General features: G+C 39.4%; 31 protein-coding genes and 3 pseudogenes. All 34 read right to left on the bottom strand.

Annotated elements, in window-relative coordinates:
* Positions 1–140 precede the first annotated feature (140 nt).
* On the bottom strand, positions 141–1,580 hold the full coding sequence (locus AB5706_RS14635; protein WP_227097757.1) for a virulence-associated E family protein: 1,440 nt from the start codon (positions 1,578–1,580) through the stop codon (positions 141–143).
* Positions 1,495–2,148 carry a CHC2 zinc finger domain-containing protein gene (locus AB5706_RS14630; RefSeq protein ID WP_368366153.1) on the bottom strand — a complete coding sequence of 218 codons (654 nt, stop codon included), beginning with the start codon at positions 2,146–2,148 and terminating at the stop codon, positions 1,495–1,497. Before AB5706_RS14630 ends, AB5706_RS14635 begins: the two co-directional genes overlap by 86 nt.
* 106 nt (positions 2,149–2,254) lie before the next feature.
* Positions 2,255–3,688, bottom strand: coding sequence for a hypothetical protein (locus AB5706_RS14625; protein WP_021738885.1), 1,434 nt, complete (start codon positions 3,686–3,688; stop codon positions 2,255–2,257).
* A gap of 412 nt (positions 3,689–4,100) precedes the next feature.
* Complete coding sequence (locus tag AB5706_RS14620; protein ID WP_021738887.1) at positions 4,101–4,403, bottom strand: hypothetical protein; 303 nt, start codon at positions 4,401–4,403, stop codon at positions 4,101–4,103.
* Positions 4,404–4,440: 37 nt separating this feature from the next.
* Complete coding sequence (locus AB5706_RS14615) at positions 4,441–4,719, bottom strand: hypothetical protein (RefSeq protein ID WP_044963260.1); 279 nt, start codon at positions 4,717–4,719, stop codon at positions 4,441–4,443.
* A 15-nt stretch (positions 4,720–4,734) separates the two neighbouring features.
* Complete coding sequence (locus AB5706_RS14610) at positions 4,735–4,914, bottom strand: hypothetical protein (RefSeq protein ID WP_021738889.1); 180 nt, start codon at positions 4,912–4,914, stop codon at positions 4,735–4,737.
* A 9-nt stretch (positions 4,915–4,923) separates the two neighbouring features.
* Complete coding sequence (locus AB5706_RS14605; RefSeq protein WP_021738890.1) at positions 4,924–5,307, bottom strand: TnpV protein; 384 nt, start codon at positions 5,305–5,307, stop codon at positions 4,924–4,926.
* On the bottom strand, positions 5,304–7,187 hold the full coding sequence (locus AB5706_RS14600) for a DUF4368 domain-containing protein (RefSeq protein ID WP_195371389.1): 1,884 nt from the start codon (positions 7,185–7,187) through the stop codon (positions 5,304–5,306). The genes AB5706_RS14605 and AB5706_RS14600 overlap by 4 nt, the downstream gene beginning before the upstream one ends.
* A 400-nt stretch (positions 7,188–7,587) precedes the next feature.
* Positions 7,588–8,601: pseudogene (locus tag AB5706_RS14595) on the bottom strand (type IV secretory system conjugative DNA transfer family protein); the annotation flags it as partial.
* Between the two features lie 215 nt (positions 8,602–8,816).
* On the bottom strand, positions 8,817–9,299 hold the full coding sequence (locus AB5706_RS14590; protein ID WP_173772784.1) for a PcfB family protein: 483 nt from the start codon (positions 9,297–9,299) through the stop codon (positions 8,817–8,819).
* A 185-nt stretch (positions 9,300–9,484) separates the two neighbouring features.
* Positions 9,485–10,201: a hypothetical protein gene (locus AB5706_RS14585; protein ID WP_173772783.1), complete on the bottom strand. Its 717-nt coding sequence runs from the start codon at positions 10,199–10,201 to the stop codon at positions 9,485–9,487.
* 61 nt (positions 10,202–10,262) lie between these two features.
* A complete protein-coding gene (locus tag AB5706_RS14580) occupies positions 10,263–10,901 on the bottom strand; it encodes a hypothetical protein (protein WP_368365124.1) in 639 nt (212 codons plus the stop codon).
* A 164-nt stretch (positions 10,902–11,065) separates the two neighbouring features.
* A complete protein-coding gene (locus AB5706_RS14575; protein WP_021926218.1) occupies positions 11,066–11,440 on the bottom strand; it encodes a helix-turn-helix domain-containing protein in 375 nt (124 codons plus the stop codon).
* A gap of 165 nt (positions 11,441–11,605) precedes the next feature.
* Positions 11,606–11,890, bottom strand: a complete 285-nt coding sequence (locus AB5706_RS14570) for a DUF6809 family protein (RefSeq protein ID WP_173772781.1) — start codon at positions 11,888–11,890, stop codon at positions 11,606–11,608.
* On the bottom strand, positions 11,856–12,242 hold the full coding sequence (locus tag AB5706_RS14565) for a DUF6050 family protein (RefSeq protein ID WP_005426609.1): 387 nt from the start codon (positions 12,240–12,242) through the stop codon (positions 11,856–11,858). Before AB5706_RS14565 ends, AB5706_RS14570 begins: the two co-directional genes overlap by 35 nt.
* Entirely contained in the window at positions 12,239–13,306 is a 1,068-nt protein-coding gene (locus AB5706_RS14560; protein ID WP_148446561.1) for a DUF6017 domain-containing protein, read from the bottom strand. The genes AB5706_RS14565 and AB5706_RS14560 overlap by 4 nt, the downstream gene beginning before the upstream one ends.
* 22 nt (positions 13,307–13,328) lie before the next feature.
* Positions 13,329–14,216, bottom strand: coding sequence for a ParB/RepB/Spo0J family partition protein (locus AB5706_RS14555; protein ID WP_173772780.1), 888 nt, complete (start codon positions 14,214–14,216; stop codon positions 13,329–13,331).
* The gene (locus AB5706_RS14550) at positions 14,209–14,985 is read right to left on the bottom strand and encodes a ParA family protein (protein WP_005426615.1); all 777 of its coding nucleotides are present in this window, start codon (positions 14,983–14,985) and stop codon (positions 14,209–14,211) included. Before AB5706_RS14550 ends, AB5706_RS14555 begins: the two co-directional genes overlap by 8 nt.
* A 23-nt stretch (positions 14,986–15,008) precedes the next feature.
* Positions 15,009–15,185 (bottom strand): hypothetical protein, encoded by a 177-nt coding sequence (locus tag AB5706_RS14545; protein WP_173772779.1) that lies wholly within the window; start codon positions 15,183–15,185, stop codon positions 15,009–15,011.
* A complete protein-coding gene (locus AB5706_RS14540) occupies positions 15,185–15,643 on the bottom strand; it encodes a DUF6075 family protein (RefSeq protein WP_148446567.1) in 459 nt (152 codons plus the stop codon). Before AB5706_RS14540 ends, AB5706_RS14545 begins: the two co-directional genes overlap by 1 nt.
* Before the next feature lie 389 nt (positions 15,644–16,032).
* Positions 16,033–17,892: an ATP-dependent nuclease gene (locus tag AB5706_RS14535; protein WP_173735984.1), complete on the bottom strand. Its 1,860-nt coding sequence runs from the start codon at positions 17,890–17,892 to the stop codon at positions 16,033–16,035.
* A 62-nt stretch (positions 17,893–17,954) separates the two neighbouring features.
* Positions 17,955–18,245: a hypothetical protein gene (locus tag AB5706_RS14530; protein ID WP_173735985.1), complete on the bottom strand. Its 291-nt coding sequence runs from the start codon at positions 18,243–18,245 to the stop codon at positions 17,955–17,957.
* A 284-nt stretch (positions 18,246–18,529) separates the two neighbouring features.
* Positions 18,530–19,633, bottom strand: coding sequence for a DUF5688 family protein (locus AB5706_RS14525; protein WP_173735986.1), 1,104 nt, complete (start codon positions 19,631–19,633; stop codon positions 18,530–18,532).
* A complete protein-coding gene (locus AB5706_RS14520; RefSeq protein WP_274603091.1) occupies positions 19,633–19,767 on the bottom strand; it encodes a hypothetical protein in 135 nt (44 codons plus the stop codon). Before AB5706_RS14520 ends, AB5706_RS14525 begins: the two co-directional genes overlap by 1 nt.
* 14 nt (positions 19,768–19,781) lie before the next feature.
* Positions 19,782–20,048 (bottom strand): hypothetical protein, encoded by a 267-nt coding sequence (locus AB5706_RS14515; RefSeq protein WP_173735987.1) that lies wholly within the window; start codon positions 20,046–20,048, stop codon positions 19,782–19,784.
* Between the two features lie 15 nt (positions 20,049–20,063).
* Positions 20,064–20,375 carry a toprim domain-containing protein gene (locus AB5706_RS14510; protein ID WP_330602469.1) on the bottom strand — a complete coding sequence of 104 codons (312 nt, stop codon included), beginning with the start codon at positions 20,373–20,375 and terminating at the stop codon, positions 20,064–20,066.
* Positions 20,376–21,167, bottom strand: a complete 792-nt coding sequence (locus AB5706_RS14505; RefSeq protein WP_330602468.1) for a CD1107 family mobile element protein — start codon at positions 21,165–21,167, stop codon at positions 20,376–20,378. It abuts the gene before it with no gap.
* 184 nt (positions 21,168–21,351) lie between these two features.
* Positions 21,352–21,771: pseudogene (locus AB5706_RS14500) on the bottom strand (VirB6/TrbL-like conjugal transfer protein, CD1112 family); the annotation flags it as partial.
* A gap of 1 nt (position 21,772) precedes the next feature.
* The gene (locus AB5706_RS14495; RefSeq protein ID WP_173735988.1) at positions 21,773–22,030 is read right to left on the bottom strand and encodes a MobA/MobL family protein; all 258 of its coding nucleotides are present in this window, start codon (positions 22,028–22,030) and stop codon (positions 21,773–21,775) included.
* Positions 22,030–22,395: a DUF3847 domain-containing protein gene (locus AB5706_RS14490; RefSeq protein ID WP_173735989.1), complete on the bottom strand. Its 366-nt coding sequence runs from the start codon at positions 22,393–22,395 to the stop codon at positions 22,030–22,032. Before AB5706_RS14490 ends, AB5706_RS14495 begins: the two co-directional genes overlap by 1 nt.
* A 190-nt stretch (positions 22,396–22,585) precedes the next feature.
* Entirely contained in the window at positions 22,586–22,828 is a 243-nt protein-coding gene (locus tag AB5706_RS14485) for a hypothetical protein (protein WP_055307231.1), read from the bottom strand.
* Positions 22,816–23,346, bottom strand: a pseudogene (locus tag AB5706_RS14480) (DUF3990 domain-containing protein); the annotation flags it as partial. The pseudogene AB5706_RS14480 and the gene AB5706_RS14485, both read right to left, overlap by 13 nt.
* 28 nt (positions 23,347–23,374) lie before the next feature.
* Positions 23,375–23,599: a DUF3791 domain-containing protein gene (locus tag AB5706_RS14475; RefSeq protein WP_173735990.1), complete on the bottom strand. Its 225-nt coding sequence runs from the start codon at positions 23,597–23,599 to the stop codon at positions 23,375–23,377.
* Between the two features lie 52 nt (positions 23,600–23,651).
* Complete coding sequence (locus AB5706_RS14470; protein WP_368361816.1) at positions 23,652–23,897, bottom strand: hypothetical protein; 246 nt, start codon at positions 23,895–23,897, stop codon at positions 23,652–23,654.
* Positions 23,898–23,954 lie beyond the last annotated feature (57 nt).

Raw genomic sequence — 23,954 nt, 5'->3', positions numbered from 1 at the left:
TTGAAAAGTTTTTTGAATGTTCTTGTTGACACCTGTTAAAAAGTAGCTGAAACACCGGTAAATACAAAGGATTTTGGTGTCAACAAAAATGTCAACAAGCAGTAAATTTCCGGGTAATCAGTAGCCTTTCGGCATCAAAATCAGCCTTTCTCTCTGTCGGGCAGATCAAATGGCAGCTCCAACTGTTCTGCTTTCGTCAGCTTTGTAAATCCATCTTTATCCGGTTCGTTGCCACCCTCTTCTTCTGCTCCTTCCCTGATCCAGCTTCTCTGTCTGCCATATCCTTCCTTTGAAAATCTGTGGACTCCGGCTCTCTTCCAGCCAGTGATCTGCGTATCCATAATGGAACAGATCTCATTTGTCTCGAATTTTTTCGGCTCCCGGTCAAAATGGTCAAAGGCTTCTTTCCAGATCTGGACGGAACATACATGACTACCTTTATAAGCGTCCAGCCAGCCTTGTATCATTCCTGCCATCGTATCTTCCTGTGTGAACTGTTTTCGGTATTCACTGATCTCCTGCTCCATTTCCTTTGAGAACTTCAACAGGCTGCTCTTATTCTCCGTTGACCAGTAGATTTCCATTACTTCTGCCCACAACTGGTCAAAATAGGATCTGGCTTCTTTTTCATCATCGAGGATATGCTTCTCTGCCTTACTGCTGTCTATAGCAATCGGCAGGAACCGTCTTGCCCCGGTACGGTCAAAAGGAATGAACTGCCTTGTGTTCGTTGAACCTGCAAAGATACACTGACGCTTCCGGTCTTCCTCATATTTATCATAAGGGTTCCGGTAAGTGTCTTTCTGTCTGGTCAGGAATGACTTGATTTCCTCATTGCTCTTTGCACTGATTGCAGCAATCATCTCCGACATTTCCATAATCCAGTGTCCCCGGAGATGCTCGTATATCTTACTGTCATTCAACTGCTTCAGATCATCAGAAAACCAGTCATCGTTCAATGCAAGAAAACGGAAAAATGTGGATTTTCCGGCTCCCTGCTGACCTACCAGACAAAGCATTTCATCTGCTTTACAACCGGGGCGGTAGATTCTGCTTAATGCTTCCATCAGGAAGTGCTTCACAACCTCATAGACAAAATCCGAAGCATCTGCCCCCATATACCGTTGCAGAACATAACGGATTCTCTCCTGCCCGTCCCACTCCAGTTGTTCCAGATACTCACAGATCGGGTGGTATGCCCGGCTGTTGGCTTCTATGCGAAGTGCCTTATCCATACATTTTTCACTTGTGAGTTTGTAATAGCGTTCAAAGAAATAGTAGAAATAAGTCCTGCCATCATCATCCAGCTTGCAGACTTCCTCATTCCACCAGAGTTTTTTTACAATATCAATCCTGCCTGTCAGCTTGTTGTATTTCATACTCTCACGCACAAGCGGATCATTTCTCAGCACAACCATATAATTTCCAACCGTTGCTTTCGCAGTTCCTTTCTGTGTATATTCCAGCATCTGTTTCACTTCATCGACTTTGCTTTTATCTACCATCCGGAACATTTCTTTCATGGCATCTTTCTGTTCTTTTGTGGCGATCTCCTTTATCTTCTCTTTCGCATTGCTCAATCCGCTCCACCTCCTTCCATTTTTCTTTTACAAGTGCTTCCTTATCTGCCCTGTCCCCAAAGAGCAGGATATCCAGATAATACTCAACAACTGACAACTCCCTGAGAGCAGTCATAAACTTTTCATGCCATTCTTCTGTCCGTGTTTTTGGTGCATACTGTTCTTTCCATTCCAGAAGCAGGCTCAGATAATCCAGATAGGCTCTCAGGCATCTCAGATGTTTTTTCTGCCAAAATTCTTCTGGTGTCGGCTCTGGCTTTTTTGCTGAAACGCTTCTCCTGTTCTGCGGTGATCCCCTGTCCCTGCCGGAATAAGGAATCCCAAAATCATCTGCCAGCTTCATGGCTGCATCTTTCAATCCAATGTCAAACAGTTGTGCCGTAAAATCAATGGCATCTCCTGTACAGCCACACCCGAAACAATAATATCTCCGGTCAACTTTCATGCTGGGTGATTTGTCATTATGGAAAATGCAGCGGATCAGTCCGCTCCTGTTGGGCTTTAACCCATACCTCTCCGCAGCCTGCCGGACGGTCACATTCTGTTTTACTTCATCAAATAATCCCAATTCGTTTCCTCTCTTTCTTAAATCTGCTTCCCAAATCTGGGAAGCAAGTTTTCACAAAAAACAAAAAAGCACTTTGTCCTGTCCTTACGGAATCAACAAAATGCCCTTATAGTTCCAGATCACTGGAATGTGATCTTCCTTTATTCAGTTGTTTTCTCTCTGCCTCTTCTCTTTGAATCTTTGCTACGTTCAATGCAAGTTTTTCTCTGATTGACGGCTTCACTTCTTTTTTGATTTCTTCTACAACGGCTTTTTTCTTCTCTGGCTGTTTTAACTGACGGACAACCCTCACAACAGCTTTTTCCATCGCATATTCGATTTTTTTAATCAGACCGTCCAGCCTGTTTATCGCATATTCCTTTTCTTTTCGTGATGCCTTACGTTCCGGACTCTGAATCCATCTCTTAGAATCTTCCGCAAGACGAATGTCATCTTTTCTGGTAGCCCGCATTGTTTCCTCTGCGACTTTATCCACAGCCTTGTCATAGGCTTCACTGGATACTTCGTCAAGCAAGGTTTCCACATCTTCAATACGGAGGGTAAGCTGTTGCAGTTCCTCTCTCTGTTCTTCAATCAGCTCGCCCTGACTTAGAATCCGGTCAGAATTGGAAATGAAATTTTCTTTAAATTCTTTTTCCTGCTGTTCTATTTTTTCTTTCTGTGACTGGATAACCTTTTCATTTGCCCTGACATGGTTTGACTGCCTTGCAAGTTCCAGATGATTCGCATTGACCTTATCCCTCTGCTGATTGAGCATTTCCTGCTGAACCGCAATCTCTTCTTTCTGCTTCATTCGGATATAGTCCTGTTTCTCCAGATACTGCCTTCCTCCATAGGACGGTTCTTCGTCAATTTCCAGTCCATGACGTTTACAGATATCCAGGAACATTGTCCGGCAGGCAGAATCAAAAACAACCTTACGGTTATTTGTCTTTGATCTTTTCTTTTCCGGATTCGGAAGTTCAAAGCCAAGTTCTTCCAGTGCCGCTTCCTGTTTCGGTTCAATCTCCCCATACCGGTTCGTAGCATCGAATACATGACGCTCATGAATATGCGGAGTCGCTTCGTCCATGTGCAGTGACCAGTCAATGATATGCACATTAGAACCAAACCGCTCATCGAACTCTTTCTTGAATTCATCAAAAACCAAAACCAGCGTTTCCACAGAAGCGTGTTCATCTATCGTCCCAAGCTGATAGATACTTTCTTCCGGACAGGTCTTTTTATTTTTCAGAACATCTTCCACCCCTTTACATCTGTCGGGGTGTCTTGCTTTCTCATGACGTTTATTCTGGTTAATCACATAATCGCTGTAATGATCCACATAGTATGCCATCTCAATCTGGTTAAAAGAAAAATTATCCTCTTTTCCCCGGTCTGCCATTGTGGTATATCCCTGATAGCAGTCCCAGTAAATATTCTGACGGACACGTTCATTGTCAATATGCTCACTGTGTTCCGGGTCAAATCTCCGGTCATTGTGAAGCGGATTGTAAACACCGTCTTTCCCAGATCTGCCGTTATGCCTTGTGCCTTTCAATTCACATCTCTCCTTTTTTCAAGTTGTTTCCCCGGAGGGGATTGCAGCGAAGCTTCCAAAAGTCTCTGTCCCCGTTACAGACAGTACCCAGTACCATATGGCGAAACGCCATATCACTGGGCAATGGCTGCCGCCCTTAACCTGCTAAGGGCTTTGCCCCTTAACCCCAGCAAGATGCTGCCGCTCTTTGCAATCTGGGCACAAAGGACTTCCAGCCCTCTGTACTCCCAGCAGACAAAACGTAACTCCTGCCGCTGTCCCTTCAGCAGGATCTCCGTTCCGTCTGTTTTTCAAAAATCCTCTGCATCGGATTTTGTGAAAATATAAAAATGGGTAAAACAAAGGGCACTAACTTTTTACGGTTAATGCCCTTTCCTTTACTCATTCACTTTTCAGATAATTCCTGTATGTATCATTCTGATAATTGCTTCAGAACCATTTTAACATTCTTCCTAAGTTTCATTCCGTCCCTCAGTCCCAACCGGTAGAAAAATTCTTCTGTCTCTGCTCCACTGTTAAATATCTGGTCGCAATATTTTGTAATGGCCTCTTCCTGTTTCTGTGGAAGTGTGGCAATCACTTTTTTATATTCTTCCTCAACTTCATCTGGTTCTGTCACAGACGGCTGGCTCAGTTTCCAGTCTGCATACTCTTTTCCCATATGCTCCGTTATGGTCAGGTTGATAAATTCTTCAATCTCTTTTGTAATCTTCATTTAAGAATCCTATTCCTTTCTCCAGTGGTCTACTTCATCAATCTGATTTTGATTGTTTCCAGCCACACCACTGCCCAGCCAGAAAGCACAGCAGGATATAAAGTATAAAACCTGCCACAAGCATCCTGACCGCTTCTGTGCCTGTCTCCTGTCCGAATCCATACCCTAAAACTGCTGTAATGCAGATGATCCCCGACAGGATATGAAATACCGTTGCCGACAGCCATGTGAAGAACATAACCACCAGTTGTATCATTGTCAGGCATATACGCACTGGCAGTAATACGATTTTCACAATAATTCTTACAACAACCATGACTGTCCACCCCTTTCACTGTTTCAGATAACTACGATAGCTGTCTATCACAGAATCTGTCACACCGCTTTTGTAAATCTTTCGGATATCAACGATTTTTTCATCTTTCAAAAGTTTCAGCCAGTCCAGTAAATCTTTTCTGCTGTTTGCAAAATTACAACATCTTCCGTCTGCATATTCAATCCAGTATCTCATAAGTCCCTCCTACACATACACCAGTTCATTTAAAATAATTTCATCTACCCGGCTTCTTGCATTGTTTGCCCGGCGAACCCATTCCATCTGATCTCTGCTTTTCAATTCTTCCGTAATGCCTTCCTGCTCCATAATCTGTTCCATGAGGAAATCCCTGCGTTCCAAACACTGCTCATTCAGATCTGCGAGATACGTCCAGAGCTTACCACTCAATGTCAGATAGGAATACAAGCCACTCTTGTAATCTTTCAGATAGTTTCTGTGAAGACTTCCATAAAAACCAATCTCTCTTTTCTCTTCGGGTACTGCGATCAGTGGCAGATAGATTTCCCCGACAAGGATATAATCCAGACCATTACTGTTATCGTGAATGATTCTTTCTAATTTGCTCATGCTGATGCAACTCCTTTCTTCGGTTCTGCTGGGGGAAGCAGTGATAGCGGAATGAACACACCTTTTGCAATATCTTCCTGCCGGATCTCTTCTTTTTTTGCATCCAGTTCGGCTTTCTTTTTTGCCTTTGTCCGTTCATAGTATTCCTGCTGCTTTCCATTTGCTTTTCTTCTCAGGTAATTCTGGTGAAGCCTGTCTTTTCTGGCTTCCCGTTTTTTCATTTCTTCAATTTCTTCCGGTGTCATTTTCACCTCACCGAAATGTGGCGGTAAATATCTGCCGATGAAGTTAAAATAGATTTCCACTTCCTGTGTCGTCTCAACGCTTCCTTTCCGGTCACGCTCATGCACCACAATCTTTTCTACAAATTCATTCAGCATGTAAGTGGTCAATTCCTCAAAATTTTGGTATTTATCAACCAGAGCAATAAACTTCTCCGCTGATCTGCGACCTTCTTCATAGCCTGATAATTCAGCTTCCATATCTGCAATTTCTGCCGACAAATCTTTCTGTTCTTTAGAATACTGTCCATCAAGAATCGCATAGCGTTCATCTGGCAGCTTGCCAAGAATATTGTCCTCATAAATTCTGCAGATCAGTTTTTCCAGTTCCTGCACACGCTTTTTTGCCTCTGCCAATCTGCTTTTCAATCTTGTGATCTCACTGGACTGCTGTGAAGTCTGTGCCTTTTTTACTGTCTCCAAAAATTCTTCACGATTCAACTGTGAATACTCCGCAACAGCCTTTAAAAGTTCCTTAATCAGCTCCATAACCACATCAGCATTAATTCTGTGCTGTGTCTGGCAGAGTGTTCCAACCGGAACTTTAGAATATGCAGAACAAGTATATTGTGGTACTCGCTTGCCATTATTTACTCGATGGACATACATTTTGGAACCACAGTCTGCACAATACATCAGACCTGTCAAGGGGTGGGCTTCTCCCCATCCATCTGGATATCTTCTCACATTGCTTCGGATTCTCTGTACATTGTCAAAAGTTTCCTGATCTATAATGGCTTCCTGCGTGTTCTCAAACACCGTCCAATTATCTTCAGATACGTAATGGCTTTTCTTATCCTTGAAATGTTTTCTGGTCTTGAAGTTCACTGTATGACCAAGATACTCTCTTTTCTTCAGAATGCCTGCAACAGTAGAAGAGCCCCAGCCATAAGGATCTTTGATTTCTTCTACTCTGCCTTTCCATAATCCGGCATCTTTCTTTGCCATATGAACCGCTGGTATCTCAACCTTATCCTCTTTCAGTGCCTTGGCAATCTGATATGGTCCGTACCCATCCATTGTCATGTGAAAGATTCTCCGTACAACTACAGCTGCTTCTTCATCAACAATCCATACATTCGGGTCATCCTTGTCTTTCAGATACCCATATGGTGTTGTACTTGCCACATGCTTGCCGGATTTTCCTTTCGCCTTGAAAGTGGATTTTATCTTTTTACTGGTATCCCTTGCATACCATTCATTCATGATATTTCGGAATGGAGTAAAATCATCGTCCTCCCGGAAGCTGTCTACATTCTCGTTGACTGCAATCAGGCGGACATTCTTCTGTCGCAGCAATTCCATATATTGTCCGACTTTCAGATAATCTCTTCCCATTCGGCTCATATCTTTAATCAGAATCGTTCCGACTTTCCCCGACTCTACTTCTTTCATCATGGCAAGAAAGCCTGGGCGATCAAATCTTGTACCGGAGATACCATCATCAGTAAAATGAACAAGATTGGTAAATCCATGTTCTTTTGCATATTGTTCCAGCAGTTTCTTCTGGTTTGAAATACTGTTGGATTCCCCGTTTAATTCATCATCACGACTAAGACGTTCATACAACGCTGTCATGAATCCCTGTTTCTCTGTCATAGTCAGATGTCCTCCTTCCTTTGTTTATTAATTGCCTGTTCTCATCCCATATCCGTTCCTGTACCGGGTTCTGATGTTTCCGGGACGTATTAACCAAAAAAGACACGCTGAATGCCTATTCAGTTCTGGTATCACTACGGGCAGGCTGTTTCGTTTTCAAGGTTCGTGTAAGAAGTAAAAAAGATTCTTACACTAAACGAAATGCTCAGAGGTCTTTTTACAGCCCCCTTACTGCATCTTTTTTGATTTCGTGTCATCTTTTTAAAGTTCCTTACACAATCTCTGTACTGACGAAACAAAATACGGACATGTTTTGAAATTGTTTTTTACAAAATACAATTTTGTTCTTTAAGGTAAAAAAATAAGCCTCAAGAGACTTTTTAATCATTTTGGAGCTCCAACTCTTTAAATTTGATTGATTAAGAAGTCTCTTCAAACTTACTACACCGGCAGCTAGCTTGTATTTTTTGTACTGCCTTACTGCAAAATGGTTCGGGTCTTTCTGCTCCAGTTCATCAAACATCAGATCTACTGGATTCTTGAAATTCTCATCATCTTCCCTGGCTTCTGACACATTGATCATTTCCAACAGAGTATTAAAATTCTTTTCTTCTTCCCTGCCTTCATACCAGATATAACCAATCAGGGCACAATAATAGAGTTTTTCCGCCTTTACCCAAAAATCCTCACCTGATTGCTGCCCTTCACCTTTGGTATTAGCAATAATGGTTGTTACCAGTTTTAGAATATCTTTTTCACTGCGGATATATACAAATGGATTATAGTGCATGGATTTTTTGAAGTTAATTGTATTCAAAACTTTGATTTTATACGGTTCGTATATAACTTTTCCCTCTTTGTCCCGCACGATTTTTCCATTCTCATCCGTCATCGGACTGCCTTTTGCCAGCATACCGCCAACCTCCAGAAGCACAGTTCCCTTTGGATCAGTAATCACATAGGAGCTGTGCATCTGCATAATGTTAGGCTTTACAAAAAATCTGGTTTTTCCAGAACCAGAACCGCCAATTACCAGAATGTTTTTATTCCTGGCGTATTTCGGATTCTTTGGTCTGCTTGACATAGTAAGACTCTCTGTTTCTGTGAGAATAATATTATTTTCAAATTCAGGATCAGCATATGGTCGTATATCTTTTTCTGTTCCCCATCTGGCAGAACCATACTCCACACCCAGCCGATATTTCCTGGCATTTTTCGTGCGGTAAATAATAACAAATTTTACAACCACGCCTCCTGCGATTCCCCAAAACAGATCCATATGATTCAAACTTGGCCAGAGATTCCGAAACGCCAGTTCAAAATAAGTAATAGTATTCATAAATTTATCCCAGGAAGTTGCTCCGGTGTTTACCCGATACAGCCAGGCAATCTTATTGAAAAAATAAGCAAACATCAGATAGGGGAAATTAGCTAAAAACAGCTTTTTCTGATCTGCCCTCTTCAATTCACTTGCCTTATCCGTGATCAGATTTTTCACATCCGCAAGCATTTTTCCTGGGATACTCTCTGAAGAAAAAACAGCTTTTCCAGATATTTTTCTCTTTTTCGGAGAACCTCTGATATGCTGAACTTTTCCTCTTTTTTTCTTATGCTGCTGTTTTTTCTCCGTCATAAACTCTGCCCTCTGTCTTTCTGCTGTTCTCTTGCTCGTTCTCTGTTCTTTCCTTTAGACACAGTATCCTTAAAGTGCATGAGTTTTTTCATAATAGATGGTTTATCCTTTTTGTTCATCTGGACACCTAAATATTTCTTAAATGCTAGATTCATCATTTCTGTATCCTGCCCTTTAAAAAACACATAGTAGGTCGGTGGCTTGGTTGAACTGTCTTTTTTCAAGGCAAAATCTAAGCGGTATTTCTTCGCCACACGTTCAAAAGACTTGATATTTCCATCTGTGATCTCAATATTAGATAAACCAGAACCCTGGCTTTTCAATTCTTTGTATGACTGTTTTCCAACCTTATAAGGATTCTTTCCCTTTTGCTTCTGTCCTGACAGATACTTCCGCAGCATATTTTTTAACACGTCGGCAGTCACTCTTGCAGTTTTAACCGACAATGCGATTGTTTTCTGTGTAACTTCTTCCTGCAATTTGCACGCCTCCTTTCGATTCTGATCAGCAAATTACGGTGGTACTAACAGATGGTGTAGGTATATTTTCACTCGAATTTGGCTCCTTTCCACTTCCCGACAAATTGTCGAGAAGTACTCTTTTAAATATAAAAAGCCGGCTGATTCCAATTTCTAATAAAATGGACCAACCGGCTACAAATTCTCTATTTCGTTTTTTCATTAATAAGCTGTTTTTTTATGAATACCAGCATTGAAATGAACTCAATTAACAACTCATATGCACTATGTATATCATCCGTTCCATATTCAACAATTCCATTATGCAGAATATTATTTCTAAACGGAATTCTTTTATCAATTTCCTTTTTATAAGCGTCAGTATTTGCAAACACTACATATGTAATTCCCATAACGTAAAGTTTTCCCACACTCTCAGAAGACATTCCCTCATTTTCATCTATAGACATTCGTTTTACTATTTGTTTCACTTTTGAATAAGGTTGTTTCGTGTAATTTAAAGTATTATATATTAACGGTTCTATATGTGATAACAATATTACTAATTTTTCACGTTCACTTATGGATGGATTGCTTATAATACTTTTTATATAACAATGTAATTTATTTTCTTGCTCATAATACTCCATAAGTTCTTCTTCCGCATCTTCTTTATCAATAAGCCCATAACTGTCTACCAACCACCAGACATCTTCATAATTCAAATCATAATTACTTAGTTTTTGAACGTTTGCAAAAAGTTGCGTATTCTTAACATCATCTGGTATATTTTTTAAAAATTCTGTCAAACTTCCAAATAAAGTATCTGGTATATTTTGTGAGAAACGACTTATTTTTTTTGAAAACTCAAGTAACACATCACCCAATTTATCTGTATCTATAAAATGATCTTCTTTATTCATCAGACCCTCCCTCTACTTATTTGTTCAATTTATTTTATTATAACCAATCATACTTATTCTGTCATTTATTTCTTAAACTCAGTAATAAATATACAGTACTGAATTGCATATACAACTTTCCTTCTTCCCAATCCATCTGATCCATCAGCAGACACTGGAATAATACATCTACATCCTGCAATTTATAAATCCTGTTGCACGTTTCTGACAAACCTTTCAACTCTGGAACCTCTTGCATTGCGTTTCGCCTGTGCATAAGGCATTGCAGATATAATGCTTCCAGATGTTTCTGACTGAAAATAAGTGCTGTGATATCCTGTTCATTAACAGTACATTTACGTTTTTCTAACTCTTCCTGGGAAATATCCAGAAAACACCGGATATTTTCGACATATACATCTCCATCAAATGTTGGATGCTTTTTCTTAATCCATCGTTTCGCCGCTACCTCCATATTCTTTCTGTCTCGAGCAGATCTAGCACTACGGAAATTCAGCCTTTTGCCCATTTCTGCATAGATATTACTTTTCACCTGCCGATCTGCCAAAGCTGCGTATTCTTCATTGCGAAAAAAATAATCTAAAAGTTGGTTCATCTTAGCCTGACTATCTACCAAATGATAACATTCCTCAGAAAACCCCAAACCCGCAAATGCAACTGGCGCACTTCCTTTTTTGATTTCTTTTTCAATTACTCTCAAAATGTCTCTCTTTGATTCCATTTCTTGCTTTCCTTTCTCTTCTTCACTTTTCTGATTCTGTTCACAGATCATCAATAAGTTTTCATCTGCTCTTTTCGCTGTCAGTGTTAATGAATAACAAACCAAAACCAGAAACAGTGATATCAATGCACTTCCTACACCAATCATAAAAACTTTTCCCCCTCCAATACATGAAGCAATCCGTCCCACTTAAAAAACGGACTGATTTTTTTCAGCATAGCAATCAAGTCCGCTTCATTTTCTATTTCAATATCCAAAAATTCTATTACACTAATTTCAAGTCCATCCGCAATTTTCTTTAATTGTTCTACTTTCGGCTTTCGTATGCCTATTTCATACTTCCGAATTGTATTCACATTAATTCCTGTTCGTTCTGCAAGCAGTTCCTGCGATAGCCCTCTCTGTTTCCGAAAATAACGAATCTTTTCATTTATCTCCATGTCTTTCATCTGTTGAACTTCTCGACAATTTGTCGGGAAGTTGTTCCCTTTCCCAGTTTTCTTTTCCTTCATATCCATACATAGATATTTCCTCATCCAACAGCCTTGCAACCATAAAGCAACAAGACAGCAAAAACAAAAGCACTATTCCTGCTATAATAATTATTATCAAATCAATCACATCTCATTCTCCTATGTAAGCGGTACAGAAAAAGCAGCCTTGACAGACTGCTTTTTCAATCACTATATTCTATTTTTGTTCTCATGTAAAAAGGCTTCCGAAATTGTGCGAATTCCAAACGCTAATCCATCTATGTAAGCGTCTCTCTGTTCTGTTTGTTTAAGATTTAAAGTATATTCCTTGTAATCCTCAAACATTGCCTGCAGATCCGGACTCATTAGACTTATCATTTCCTTTTCTAATGTTTCACACAGTTCCTTTGTCTCTTCATAACTTTTACTTTGTGTTTCACATTGATTCATTGGATAAATGCTATAATACAATTTTTCCAGTTGCTTTTCGCTCATTTTTGATCACCATTTCTTTCAGTCTTTTTATGATCCATATAATTCCAGAAATGCCGTTTTTTAGCAAAATGCCTGCTACAGCTAATAATCTCCAGGCAAGAACCCCTATTCCAATCAAACTTCCTACCATCAGTTTAAGTACCACCAAACCAAGCATTTCCCCTGTCCCCACATTTCTTGGAACGACCAACAAAAACATTTTCTGGATTCCGAAAGGTATTCCCACAAAAAGCAATAATTTTCTCCAGTCTAATATTTCACCATTCATGCACATAGGGTGAACAATTAAGCAGATAATCATAGCTATTGCACCAGGAATTATCAATTTTGTTATAATTTCTTTTCCTCTCATATGCCACCTCCGTACATATCATGATTTACTTTTGCCTGGTAATAATTGCCTATTGTCGTTATTGAATTCATAAGACAGGTAAGCAAGTACGCTTTTATGTTCTTTACTTCCCTGGTATTCTCATGTAGACAGTCAAGTACATACTCTATGTGGCTTTCTTCCAGCAACAATAATCTGCTTTTTACGAACTGATATGGGTATTTCACTCCACTGATCGTAATATTCTCACGTTCTATGCTGATTGTTTCCACAATTAGTGCCACAATTTCATCCAACTGTTGCTGTTCCCCTAATCTGCATCGTTGTACAAGACAGTCATATTCAATATTTCTTTTTACAAGCGCAGTATTCATCTGGAATAGTTCCATCTCTTCCATCAAATCCATTGACTGCTGTTCGGAAGAATCTGAAAGATTGATAAGATCAGTATTACTTCTGTCAGTATTACTAATATCAGTATAATTATAATTAGTATTATTAGGGTCGGTTTTTCCGACTTCTGTACTTCGGTTTTTCCGAACTCCAGACTTCGATTTTTCCGACTTCCAGACTTCGGTTTTTCCGAACTCTTGACTTCGACTTTCCAGAACTCCAGACTTCGGTTTTTCCGAACTCTTGACTTCGGCTTTTCCGACTTCTTGACTTCGGTTATCATTCTCTGCCGAATCTAATACTTTTTCTTTTCTATATACAAAGCTCTTTACATAAATAATTGTTGGTTTTCCCAATCCTCTCTTTACTCTTTCAATCAAACCAATTCCTTTATCAGTATCTAATTCTGCAAGAATTTTCACACCTTTGTCTTTTCCGCAGTTCATATATTCCATCACTTGTTCCAATGTAAATATGATATAAACTTTCCCCTCATTGTCCACCCAATTATTTCTGATAGACAAAGCCATTCTGTCCAGCATCAGCCCATAAAGAACCTTTGCATCGCTGGACAGATTACGGAAATATTCATCTGTGAATAATACTTTGGGAATACGGTAAAAAGCAAACTGTTCCGATTCATAATCGTGAAAATAACCAAACTCTATTTTTGTGCTTTCGGATTTTGCCATTTTGCTTTCTCTCCTTCCCTCGTTATTGGCTTTTCTTCCAGTTATCAAGCAGTTCATAGATAACCTGTTCAATCTGTTCTCTGTTATATTCCTTTGGGAAATACTTTCGTATTTTCTTTTCAGTTAAAGTAACTTTTCCTGTCTCTGTTTTCTTTTCATTCAGAATAAGCTGTACCGCTAATTCTGTCAGTTTACCTTCACCGCTGTATTGCTTCAGTTTTGTTGCCATTGAACCTGTAACAGAGCTTGCTCCAGACACTATGCAGTCTTTCACCCAAATCTGCTCCGTTTCTGATAAATAGGTTAATGAAACACCTACTGTAAAATTAATCTTTCCTTCATCCAACAATTTCAGCAATTCCGGAATAAGACAGGTCAAGCGTATGTAACGCTGAACGGTTCTTCCACTGTCACCGGCAGCCTGTCCAACCAGATCTGCACTGTCAACAGAAGCTGCGTTTTCGTCTTTTATGCCCTGATGTTTTATTGCATCCATCTTCATTTTATAAGCATATGCCTTTTCGCTTGGAAGCAAATTTTCTCTCTGTATATTAGAATCCACCATAACGATTACGGCTTCATCATCGGTATAGTTCCGTATGAGTACTGGCATTTTACTTTTTCCAGCCAGTTCGCAACCACGTTTTCTCCTGTGACCAGCAATCAGTTCATATCCTCCCTCTGCGCGAGGACGTACCAATGCAGGATTTAAGATGCCATAATTCTTGATACTTTCTACTGTTTCAGCCATTTTTTCATCATCACTTACATGAAATGGATGATTTCTAAAAGGATGTAACTCATTTAATGGCACTTCAACAATCTGATTAAGAGTATTCTGTTCGGCTTCATTGATTCCAAGCAATTCATCATAAGAAGTAAGCTGAATTTCTTTCTTAGGTTTACGCATGATTCAGCACCTCCTGGACAAGTGCTTGATAACTGTACGCACCTTTTCCTTTTGCATCGTAAGAAAAAATACTGACACCTTCTGATGCAGTTTCGGCAAGAGCTTCTGTTCTTGGAATCGTCTGATCAAAAATTATAATCTCTGCTCCATAAGCATCTCGTACTGCCTGCTTATTTCTCTTTGAATTATTATAATGACTGCTGTCCATTGTAAACAGAATCCCTTCAATCTGTAAATCAGGATTAAATCTCTGATGAATGCCTTTCACAACTTTCAGTAATTCCATGAGGCCATCTGCCGCATAGTATTGAGGCTGCACCGGAATCAAAACGCTATCAGCTGCACTTAACGCATTAATTGTCATCATTCCCAACGAGGGCATACAATCAATCAGGATATAGTCATAATCATTTTCCAAAAGTTCCAGATATTCTTTTAAGACCTTTTCTCTGTCCTCTACCGTAAATAATGACATGTCCATTCCCGAAAGAAGTTTATTAGATGGAATTACATCTATTCCTTCCTCATGGTGTAAAATTGCTTCCCTGGGATCAAATTCTAATCCCATAATGATATTTTCCATCATTGTTTTCAATGTTACCCTTAAGTTCTTTGGAAAACCTAGTCCCATTGTCAAATGTCCCTGTGGATCAGCATCTATCAGCATTACACGTTTTCCAACCTTAGACAGTCCTACTCCAAGATTAATAGTGGTTGTAGTCTTTGCTACTCCACCTTTTTGATTTGCGATTGCGATTATTTTGCACATGATATAATTCTCCTGTTTTTCTACTATTTTTTATTTACATTACTTTTTTCAATTTCAGCATAAGCTCTATAATATTTGCTCGTCCCTTTATTGGAATAAAGTTCCGATAATTCCATAACTTCAATTTTAGGATGACGCTGCAGGATTTTCTGAAACCATACAATATCATTTTTTGTTCCCATCAGTCTCACTTTCAGCATTAATCTATTCCTCCAAGCATGGCATGTAACTTTTGATTGTACACTACATATTCCGGATAACGGATCTGTATTGCCTGCCAAAAATATGGTGCATATGTACAGCAGAAGATATCCTCTACTGTATACTGTCTGCACTCGTTTACCTGTTCCTCTGCATCTTCATAATCCCAAACGCTTGGCGTGCTGTTACAGTACAGATTAAATGCCATCCTTACCACTTTTAAGCTACCGCTTGTCTGCCATCCTTCATGTAAACATTTCGTTTTAACAGACCCCGTTTTAAAATTATAAATTCTGTCAGCATTTTTTCTGGTATCTCCATTAATACCCAGACAATAACACAATGCCTTATGGTACACATCCTGATACCGTACTTCTTGTAATTTTTCATAGTAGAATTTTTCATGTGCATCACTGATAAAAATAATGTTTTCTGCTCCTAACGCTGTACTTTTCATTTTGAACCTCCTTGAAATAAAAAAGGACCTTACCAATTGTTCTACCAATTAATAAGGTCATACTATATGTTACTTTTCTAAATTCGTGCTAGGGATTCCTCTTTAGTAAAAACTTAGTAAAACATCCCTACTGGTTCAAAAATATACTGTAAAATCAAGGTTTTTCAGAATTTTGCTAAGGTAGTGCCGTGGCAGATGAAAAGTACACGAATCATAATTTTTTCTCCTCTCAAAATGCGCTGGCCTGCTGCCATCTGCAGCGATTTGCGCAGTGTTAATTCTTCTTTATGTATCGGTCATTTCTGTACAGAAAATGCAAATCTTAGCAAAATATTGCAAGATGTGTACAGCAATCGTAGTAGAAACGTAGTAAAAAATGGGTGGGGTTACTACTGACTTTCCTCACTTGAATGCGATTGAATTCTTTCATCAATGAGAATATTAACATTGTCTCCGACAAAAGCCTTAAATGGAAATCCATCAACATCTATTATTTCAGATTTTAATGATATTTCTACACCCAGACGCTTGCTATCATTTATTATTCTATAATCAAAAAGAGACTCTGCGCTCCCTTTTGCTTGTTTAATACAAGACAGAAGTTCTTTTTCAGTTGATACTTGTGGTAAAATTCCAAGTATCAATGCTAATTCACTTAATAGTTCTTTCTTTACCGCAAAACTTTCATCTACTGTTTTATCAAGTGCAGCAAATTGTAAAGAACGAACAATGTCGGAGAATTGAGCATAGATTTGTTCATTACTTTTATCTTCCCAATAACTAACTTCATTAGCAGCTGCAGACGGCTTTCCATTAAACGTTGTATTCGGTGAAAAAGCGTAATAACTTTCCACCGCCCCCCTTCGAAGAATAAAACATCCTAATTTTTCTAAAATATCAAATAGCACAGTAATTCTCTTTTTGAGACTTGTCCACTCATGTGGATCTGGCCAAGTTGCTAGTTCATCTGCACTCACCGTAAACAACTGCGCAATCAATGCACGACGAATAATTTTATCATCGTCTGCTTCTGGATCTCGGTTTACCCAATACGGGTGCTGGTTATAAATCATTACCATATTTTCTTTTTGGGATTGAACTAATTCATCTATTTTTGTCTTTATATCTCTAATCATGCTTTGAAGATCCCTATTTCCATAATCATTAGCAATTTGAATCGCTTCAGGTAATACCGCGAACAAATTAACAATATTATTATCATCTGTAAAACCATCTAAATCTGTCAAAACACATACTTCTTTACCAATTAATCGAAATAGCTTTGTAATAACAGGGAACTGTCCTTTTCCTTCAACCGGAATGATTTGTGAACCTGCTACATCAAGTTTTAAGTTAAGTCTATTGCAGAGATATCGACATAAAATCATATCGCTAGATCCTTCAATAAGCATTACCTTTTTTGCAAAAAAACCTTCGCTATATATAAGGCTCATTCGTAAAAGAAATTCTTTTAATTTTACGCTATTCAATTCTGGAGTATCTGGCGAAATTTGTTTAGGTAATGAATCTTTTCTAAAAAACACAAAGTTGCACAACTCAGATGCAGAATTTAATTCGATCATCTCCGCAGAATGGGTTGAAATAATAATAGTTTTATTGTATCTTTTTGCAGCACTTTTCATCTCACGAAGAAGATATGATTGTAATTGCGGATGCAAAGATACTTCTGGCTCATCAATTAATAATACTTCAACCACTTCATCAAATAGAGCAGCCAAAATTGAAATAACATTAACTAATCCACTTGCTTCTGCTGCAACTGAATATTCTTGCTCACTATCGGTCTTTCCAAAAAACACCTTCATTTGTCCAGCATCCCAGCGAATAAAAATATTTCTATTAAATAACACTGATAACCTCTCAGATACCTTAATAAAAACATCCTTTCGTTCGTCCATTGCAAAGAAATCTCCACTTGCAGTTTCAATTTGTAAACGAGCACGTTTTGTCGCTTGATCTCCAAGTGTATAATCATCAGTGGTATAATTGTATTGATTTGTTTTTGATCTATACTGTTCCATATTTCCAATTCTATTGGATGATAAATATCGAACCTTATTACTACCCACCTCATTTCTCATAATGTCTCTTATTTTTTTTAATGTTTGCGTCTTTCCTGAAGCATTTGTCCCAACAAATATGGTTAATCCAGAATATAATGTTATCTGAACATCTTGATCACCAAAAATGTTCTCCACCTTAACATTCAGTGTCTTAGGATATTTCATAAAAATCACCTGTCTTTCTACTTAATATACTCTATTTCAATTGATTCAAATAAACTATTTTTCTACTGTGTATCCTTATCATTCTTCTCTTCATCCGAAGTTTTATTTTCATTATCGCGGTATTGTTCAGTTTTCCCATCCTTTTCTACTATTTTAAAATCATTTGATATCTGATGGTATTTATCTGCTATTTTCTTTAATTCTTGTAAACCAGTAGAGTTAAAAGCCGACATATTACACACAGTGTTTAACTTATTAGCCTGCTCTATCTCTATATTGAAATCTTCTATCATATTTGGCATCAAGTATTGCCATGCGAAAGGCTTCCGTAATATTGTATATTTCATCTTCATTTAGTGATCTATTTATCACAATCATTCACCTCTGACATTACAAATTTCTGTTGAAATTATACTATATTTTTTGTTACTTTTCTACTATTAGCAAGCAGCAAGACACTCTCTATCCTACTGCCTGCTAATATGCAAAACACTATTTATTCATAGAATCCCTACTCCTCAATACCTTTCTCCAGAATGGTATGTATCAGTTCCTCCAGCTCCACATTGTTAATCTCGCTGACAACAATCAGCTTTGCAAGGGTATCCTTCGGAACGGATACCACATAGCGCTCCTCCTATATTACAGCTTCCTTTTTCTTTTCTGGTGCAGAATGCTCCTTTCCGGCATTCATCTTAATAACGGCATCTTTCTTCTCCGCAAGTTTCTCTTTTACTGAAACACGCTCATGACGGTTATCTCTTTTTTCCTCTTTCTGCTTGGCACGTTCCTCTGCCCGGTCACTGCGGAACAATTCATGTTCTTTGGCATCATACTCATACACATGATCCGAAAGACGTTCTCCCGGTGCCACCTGTTTTTGATTTACTTCCTGTACCATCTGCTCAAGTTCTTTAAACTCCATTCCCGCATCTTTCGGTATAATCAGCGTTTCATGGATTGAAGAAGGCAACATGTAAAAATCTCCTACCTTCTCAGCAATCTCCTGTCTGATATCATCGTTTAATATTGCAGCCGCACCATTTACTTTTGTATCATTTGTCAGCACAAACATGGTATCGGGAATATCCGGCATCATCTGCATTGCCATTTCTTTTGCCTCATCCATGCCAATATTTTGGTCTCTTGCAATATCAACTGCAATCATCTCCGCAACTGTCTCATTCATTCCTTTGAAACTATGTGGCTGCAAAGTATCCATATTCTGTAACGCCTGGTCATGCAGTTCTTCAAGTGTGATTCCATATCCATCCATCAGATTATCTGTAATGGTAATGGTCGCAGTTCCTTCTCCTGTTTTATCCATTAAAATCTGATACACAACTGCTAAATCTTCCAATTTGGAGTACGGTTTATCCTGAAGGAACTGCTGATTTGCTTCCTCGTTGATCAGCTTACATACAATTTTTTCCTTAATCTTGTCAAAATCGGTAACTGCCGATACATCTATATCATGATCTATATAATGTGACTGATAAACACTTGCAATCTGAGCTAATATATCATCCAATTCAGCTCCATCCTGTATCTGCTCAAAATATGGATTCAGATAAATGGTAGGTGAAATATTACTTTCTTCTGTTCTTACCATCAGACCGTCCAGAACACAGTCATTATTCTTTACAATCTGATTGACCTCAACTGCAGCATCTGCAAACTTTTCAGGAAGAAAATCCTGTATCTGTTCTTTTACCTGTTCTACAAAATCTCTGTACTCCATTACTTTTTCTCTCCCTTCTTGGTGTCATTCTGTGATTTCTCTGTCAGCTTTGATACTGTGGCACCATACATTTTGTACCTCTTCATCATGTTTTTCCGGCTTGTTACATTGATTTCTTTTTCTAACTGCTTCATTTTGGCTTTCCTCCCTATTCTGCTTTTCTTCCAAACGAAAACGTATCTTCTTTTTCCTTTTTTGGGGCAAATCTGCCTTTGACTTCCAAAAGCCTTTTTTCCATAATGGAAAACATGACTTCCACCTGCTCCTGTGTGTACTCGTAATTGGTGCGGTTGAAAAGGTTCTCAAGCCTGCCGATTGCATCAATGACCTTGTTCACACGATACTCCCCAAGACGGACAAATTTGTCCGCCTTGCTTTCATTGTCCTGTACTTTCTTTGTTTTTTCTGCTCCCATTGTTACGTCCTCCTTTTACTTTTTCTTTCCTGTAAATTTCTTATTGGGAAACTTCATGACAAACTTAAACTGCACATCGTACTGTTCTTTGGTATCCTCCTTGATCTCATACTGCCAATGATCCGGATTGACCGGAAGGCTCTCGTAAGTCCATTTCTTCCACTGATCTCCATAGCTTTCCGGTTCTGCAAGCTCGATTAAGTGTCCCACGCACCAGCTTACAATATAGCCGCCGCCCTCAAAATATCCGTCCTGTCTGTCTATGGCTCCCAATACATCTGCTATGCTTTTCGCCACACTCGGCTTTTCTGCGATTACTAACTGCATTTATTCGTCCTCCTCATCGTCTTTCTCAAAAAAATCGTCCTCTGTGTCCTCGGTTTCGTCCTCATCTTCCAAGACTTCTTCCTCGTCCTCCTCATCATCTTCATCAATAAACTGCTCTTTCTTTTTCTTGACCACCTTGAAATAGTAGCCTGCTCCGATGCCAATAACTGCAATGATGCCAAGCACGATATAGGTTCCCATCGGATTATCGGGCTGTGCGGGCTGTTCTTCCGGTTCCTCGGTACTTTCTTCCGTACTTTCCTCGCCATCCTCCGGTAATTCTTCTGTTTCCTCACTATCCGTTTCTGCATTATTGTTTGGCAATGCGCTGTCACTTACCGGGATTGCAGACTCCAGTGCTGCGGAATTTTTCGGAAGTGTCTCGCTGTTATCCGTTGTCGTATTTAACAGGTCATTTTCGCTGATCTCTGTCAGGAAGTAGACCATTTCCTCATCACCGTCCCTGTCGATAATCAGATAAAACACCTTATCACTTGCGGTCTGAATGGTATAAAACTCTTTCCCATTCTCTGACTGCTCTGCATTATTTTCTGCCTGCTCCGAAGCATCTGCTTCCTGCATGGCAGCTTTTTTCTGTTCTGCAAGACTGGTTTCCGATGTGGTATTACCCTCGCTATCCGTTTTCGTATGCTCCGTTACCTGTCCGGTAGCAGAGGAAGGCTTGGTTGCTTCTGCACTGACCGGAAGCTGCTTAGCCGGATTGCTTTCGTTACTGTCCTCCGCTTCCGGATCGGTGTAATACGGATTGGCTGTCTTATAGACCTCCGACATATTTCCGGCATTGTCCATTGCAGAAATGGTAAAATACTGATACCCTGCATCAAACTCTTTTCCGAAAAAGTAAGTCCGACTCTGCTTGCCGCCTTTTTATTTTCCGGCATTCTGCGGTTTCCGGCTTGCGCCTTTTGCTTTTTCTTCAAGGTAGCGCACCTCCTTCTTTATTTCTTCTCTTACTTGCCACTGCCACGCTTGCCACAAGCACAGCATAAATCGCCACACATACCATAATGAAAAATCCCTAAAATGCTAAAGCGATAAGTCCCTTTAGATAATTAGTTCCGACTGTTCCCCATTCCCTATTGGTTACGGTTGCCGCCGGAATTGGTGCTACTGATACATAAAGGTATATTTCAATCATACGTCCGTATAAAATGACGGTGATAAGGACGGACATGATTTTCATACACAGGCTGATGATCATGGTTTCCATGCCAAGCCCTATCAGCTCCCCGATACCCATACTGTCAATCTGGCTGTTGAACATGGAAGTAAGTGTAGCCTGCACATCCAGACTCGTTGAACCGGATATGGAAGCTGCCGCCTGTGTCACTACATGACTTCCCACGTCAAAGACCGCCATGACAATATCAAAGGTCTTAGGCAAGCTGCGCCTTGTTGTTCCTTTCTACATGCTCCACCTCGTTCCAGAGTATTTCCCTGTCTGTCATACGCTCCGGCACATACTCCGGTGTCAGAATTTCTGTAAATACCACACCCGACTTGCTTGTATAGTCATGTATCTTATTGTAATAACCGTCATAAATCCTCTGCCCGGAAATATAGGCTGCGGAAGCAACCACCATCTGCCCTTTCCCTCTAGATACATGTCTTACTGAAAAATGATACAATGCCATTAACTGTCATCTCCCTTCTCTGTTTTTTTGACTGCTTCTGCAATCTGTTGTCGGTCTTTTTGTGACGCAGAGATATAAGTCTGCCGCACAATACTCTTGTTGTAACTGTTGTTCTGCAGCTGGTTCATTATATTCTGAACATCTTCCTGCTCCAGATCTCTGGACAACGGAAACGCTTTCTCAAACTCTTCCCCTTTGACAATCAGCCGGTGGGAGCGTTCCCTGCGTTCCACTAACTTTTTCCTCTGCTCCAGAAGGTTTTTGTTGTGAATCGCAACCTCCAGTTCCTGTCTGCTCTTTTCCATATTCGCCTTCAATTCTTCCGGTGACATGGATTCATATTTCGGATTTTTTGCTCTGCTCACTTTGTCATCCTCCTTCATTTTTCTGTAAATAAAAAGAACCGGCTGATTCATGAATGCCGATTCCTGGGTATAAAAAAACTGAGGTCGTTGTCCTATGATTAGGAAATACTGACCTCAGCGTTTTTGAAATATTTAGTTATCACAACGATATAATGCGGAAGTTTTTAACACCATCCGGATATGAGTCATCTCAAATCTGATATCCGGATTTCTTTAACTCTTCCCTATACAATTCAGCTATATATGCCGGACCATTGCACCACAGCTTTGTTTTCTCATCATACAGTGCTTTTCCTGTCTTTGAACATAGAAAATCTGTCAATATCTCTTTTCTGTCCTTTCCCGTTTCTTCTGCAATCTCATCTGTCACCATAGTGATAAGAAGGTCTATTGTATAATTCATTTTTTCCTTTGGAATTGTTACTTCAGCCATATCTTCTCACCTTTCACAAATTTCAGACACCTAATAGCGGATTCTGTTTTGAAGCAATATTGATCTTTTAGTTTATTGGGCAACAACTGTCTGATGCAGAAATCGTCTGCCTCCTTATCGCCTGCTGTCCCGAAAGCCCCGGCGAGATAAGCAGTAAGGGTAGCGTTTGTTGCATCATCCGCAATCTTTCCTGCAATGATATCATACCTTGCCATTTCACGTTCCACTTCGATAAACATTTTTTTCTTTCGATGAGCGGCAATGCAATGTAACCAGTCTACATCTGCACTTTCAAAAATATGCGTTTTAAGATTTCCTGAAAGGTTGAATTCAAAGGTTGAAATATATCCAAACTTCTGTCCTTCTTCAATTGTTCCGGTTGCGATTGCTTTGGCTATTGAGGTTCTCAGAAAACTTTCTGCCAGCTCCTTGGATGTAGTTAAATAAAATCCCTGCCCAAAATCTTTTCTCTTTGCACATTTGCCAAGATCTGGCGCTTTTACTTCACAATAACTTCCATGATAGAGAACAAATCCATCTTTTAACTCAAGCCCTAATCTTTACCCCCTTTCCTTCCAGAAATTCTGTAATGTCTTCAAGCACAGCTTCATCACCCTCACAATGAAAAATCCCATAACATTTTTCTATATATCCAAGAACATCGGCTTCTTTAAACAAGTGGATAATCTGTTCAACAGGTAAATGCCACTCTTCTGAAGCAAGCCGGATTAATCTTGTTTGCATAAAAGTAATCTCTGTTTTCTCACTCATAATGAATCCTCCTTAATTTCTTGGTCAATAATACTGGAATTTTCTACTCTTATCAATAACCCCAAGTCATCAGATTCCATTCTCCGCCTTCACTCCGTGCAAGCCACCATGACCAAGTGTATTCTTCGTTAGCTTCCCATGCACCGCCACCTTTTTCCGGCGAACGGAAACTGCTTTCAAATGCAATACATTGCGTAAAGGCTTCTTTATTATCATCCGTTCTTAAATTGTTCATCCATTCAATGTTATCTGCATTGTTGCATTCTTCATCCGGCATATAAAAAAGTGTCTTCGACACTTCAACTCCCCTGCCCCTCAATCTTGAGGGGATAGGGGTTTCTTTTTTTCAACTTTT

It is taken from the genome of Ruminococcus sp. RTP21484sp1_RTP21277st1_D2_RTP21277_210401, from assembly GCF_040924225.1.
Classification (GTDB): Bacteria; Bacillota; Clostridia; order Lachnospirales; family Lachnospiraceae; genus Blautia_A; species Blautia_A faecis.
Note: the sequence above shows the minus strand (reverse complement) of the source record. Positions and strands in the feature narration are given on the sequence as shown.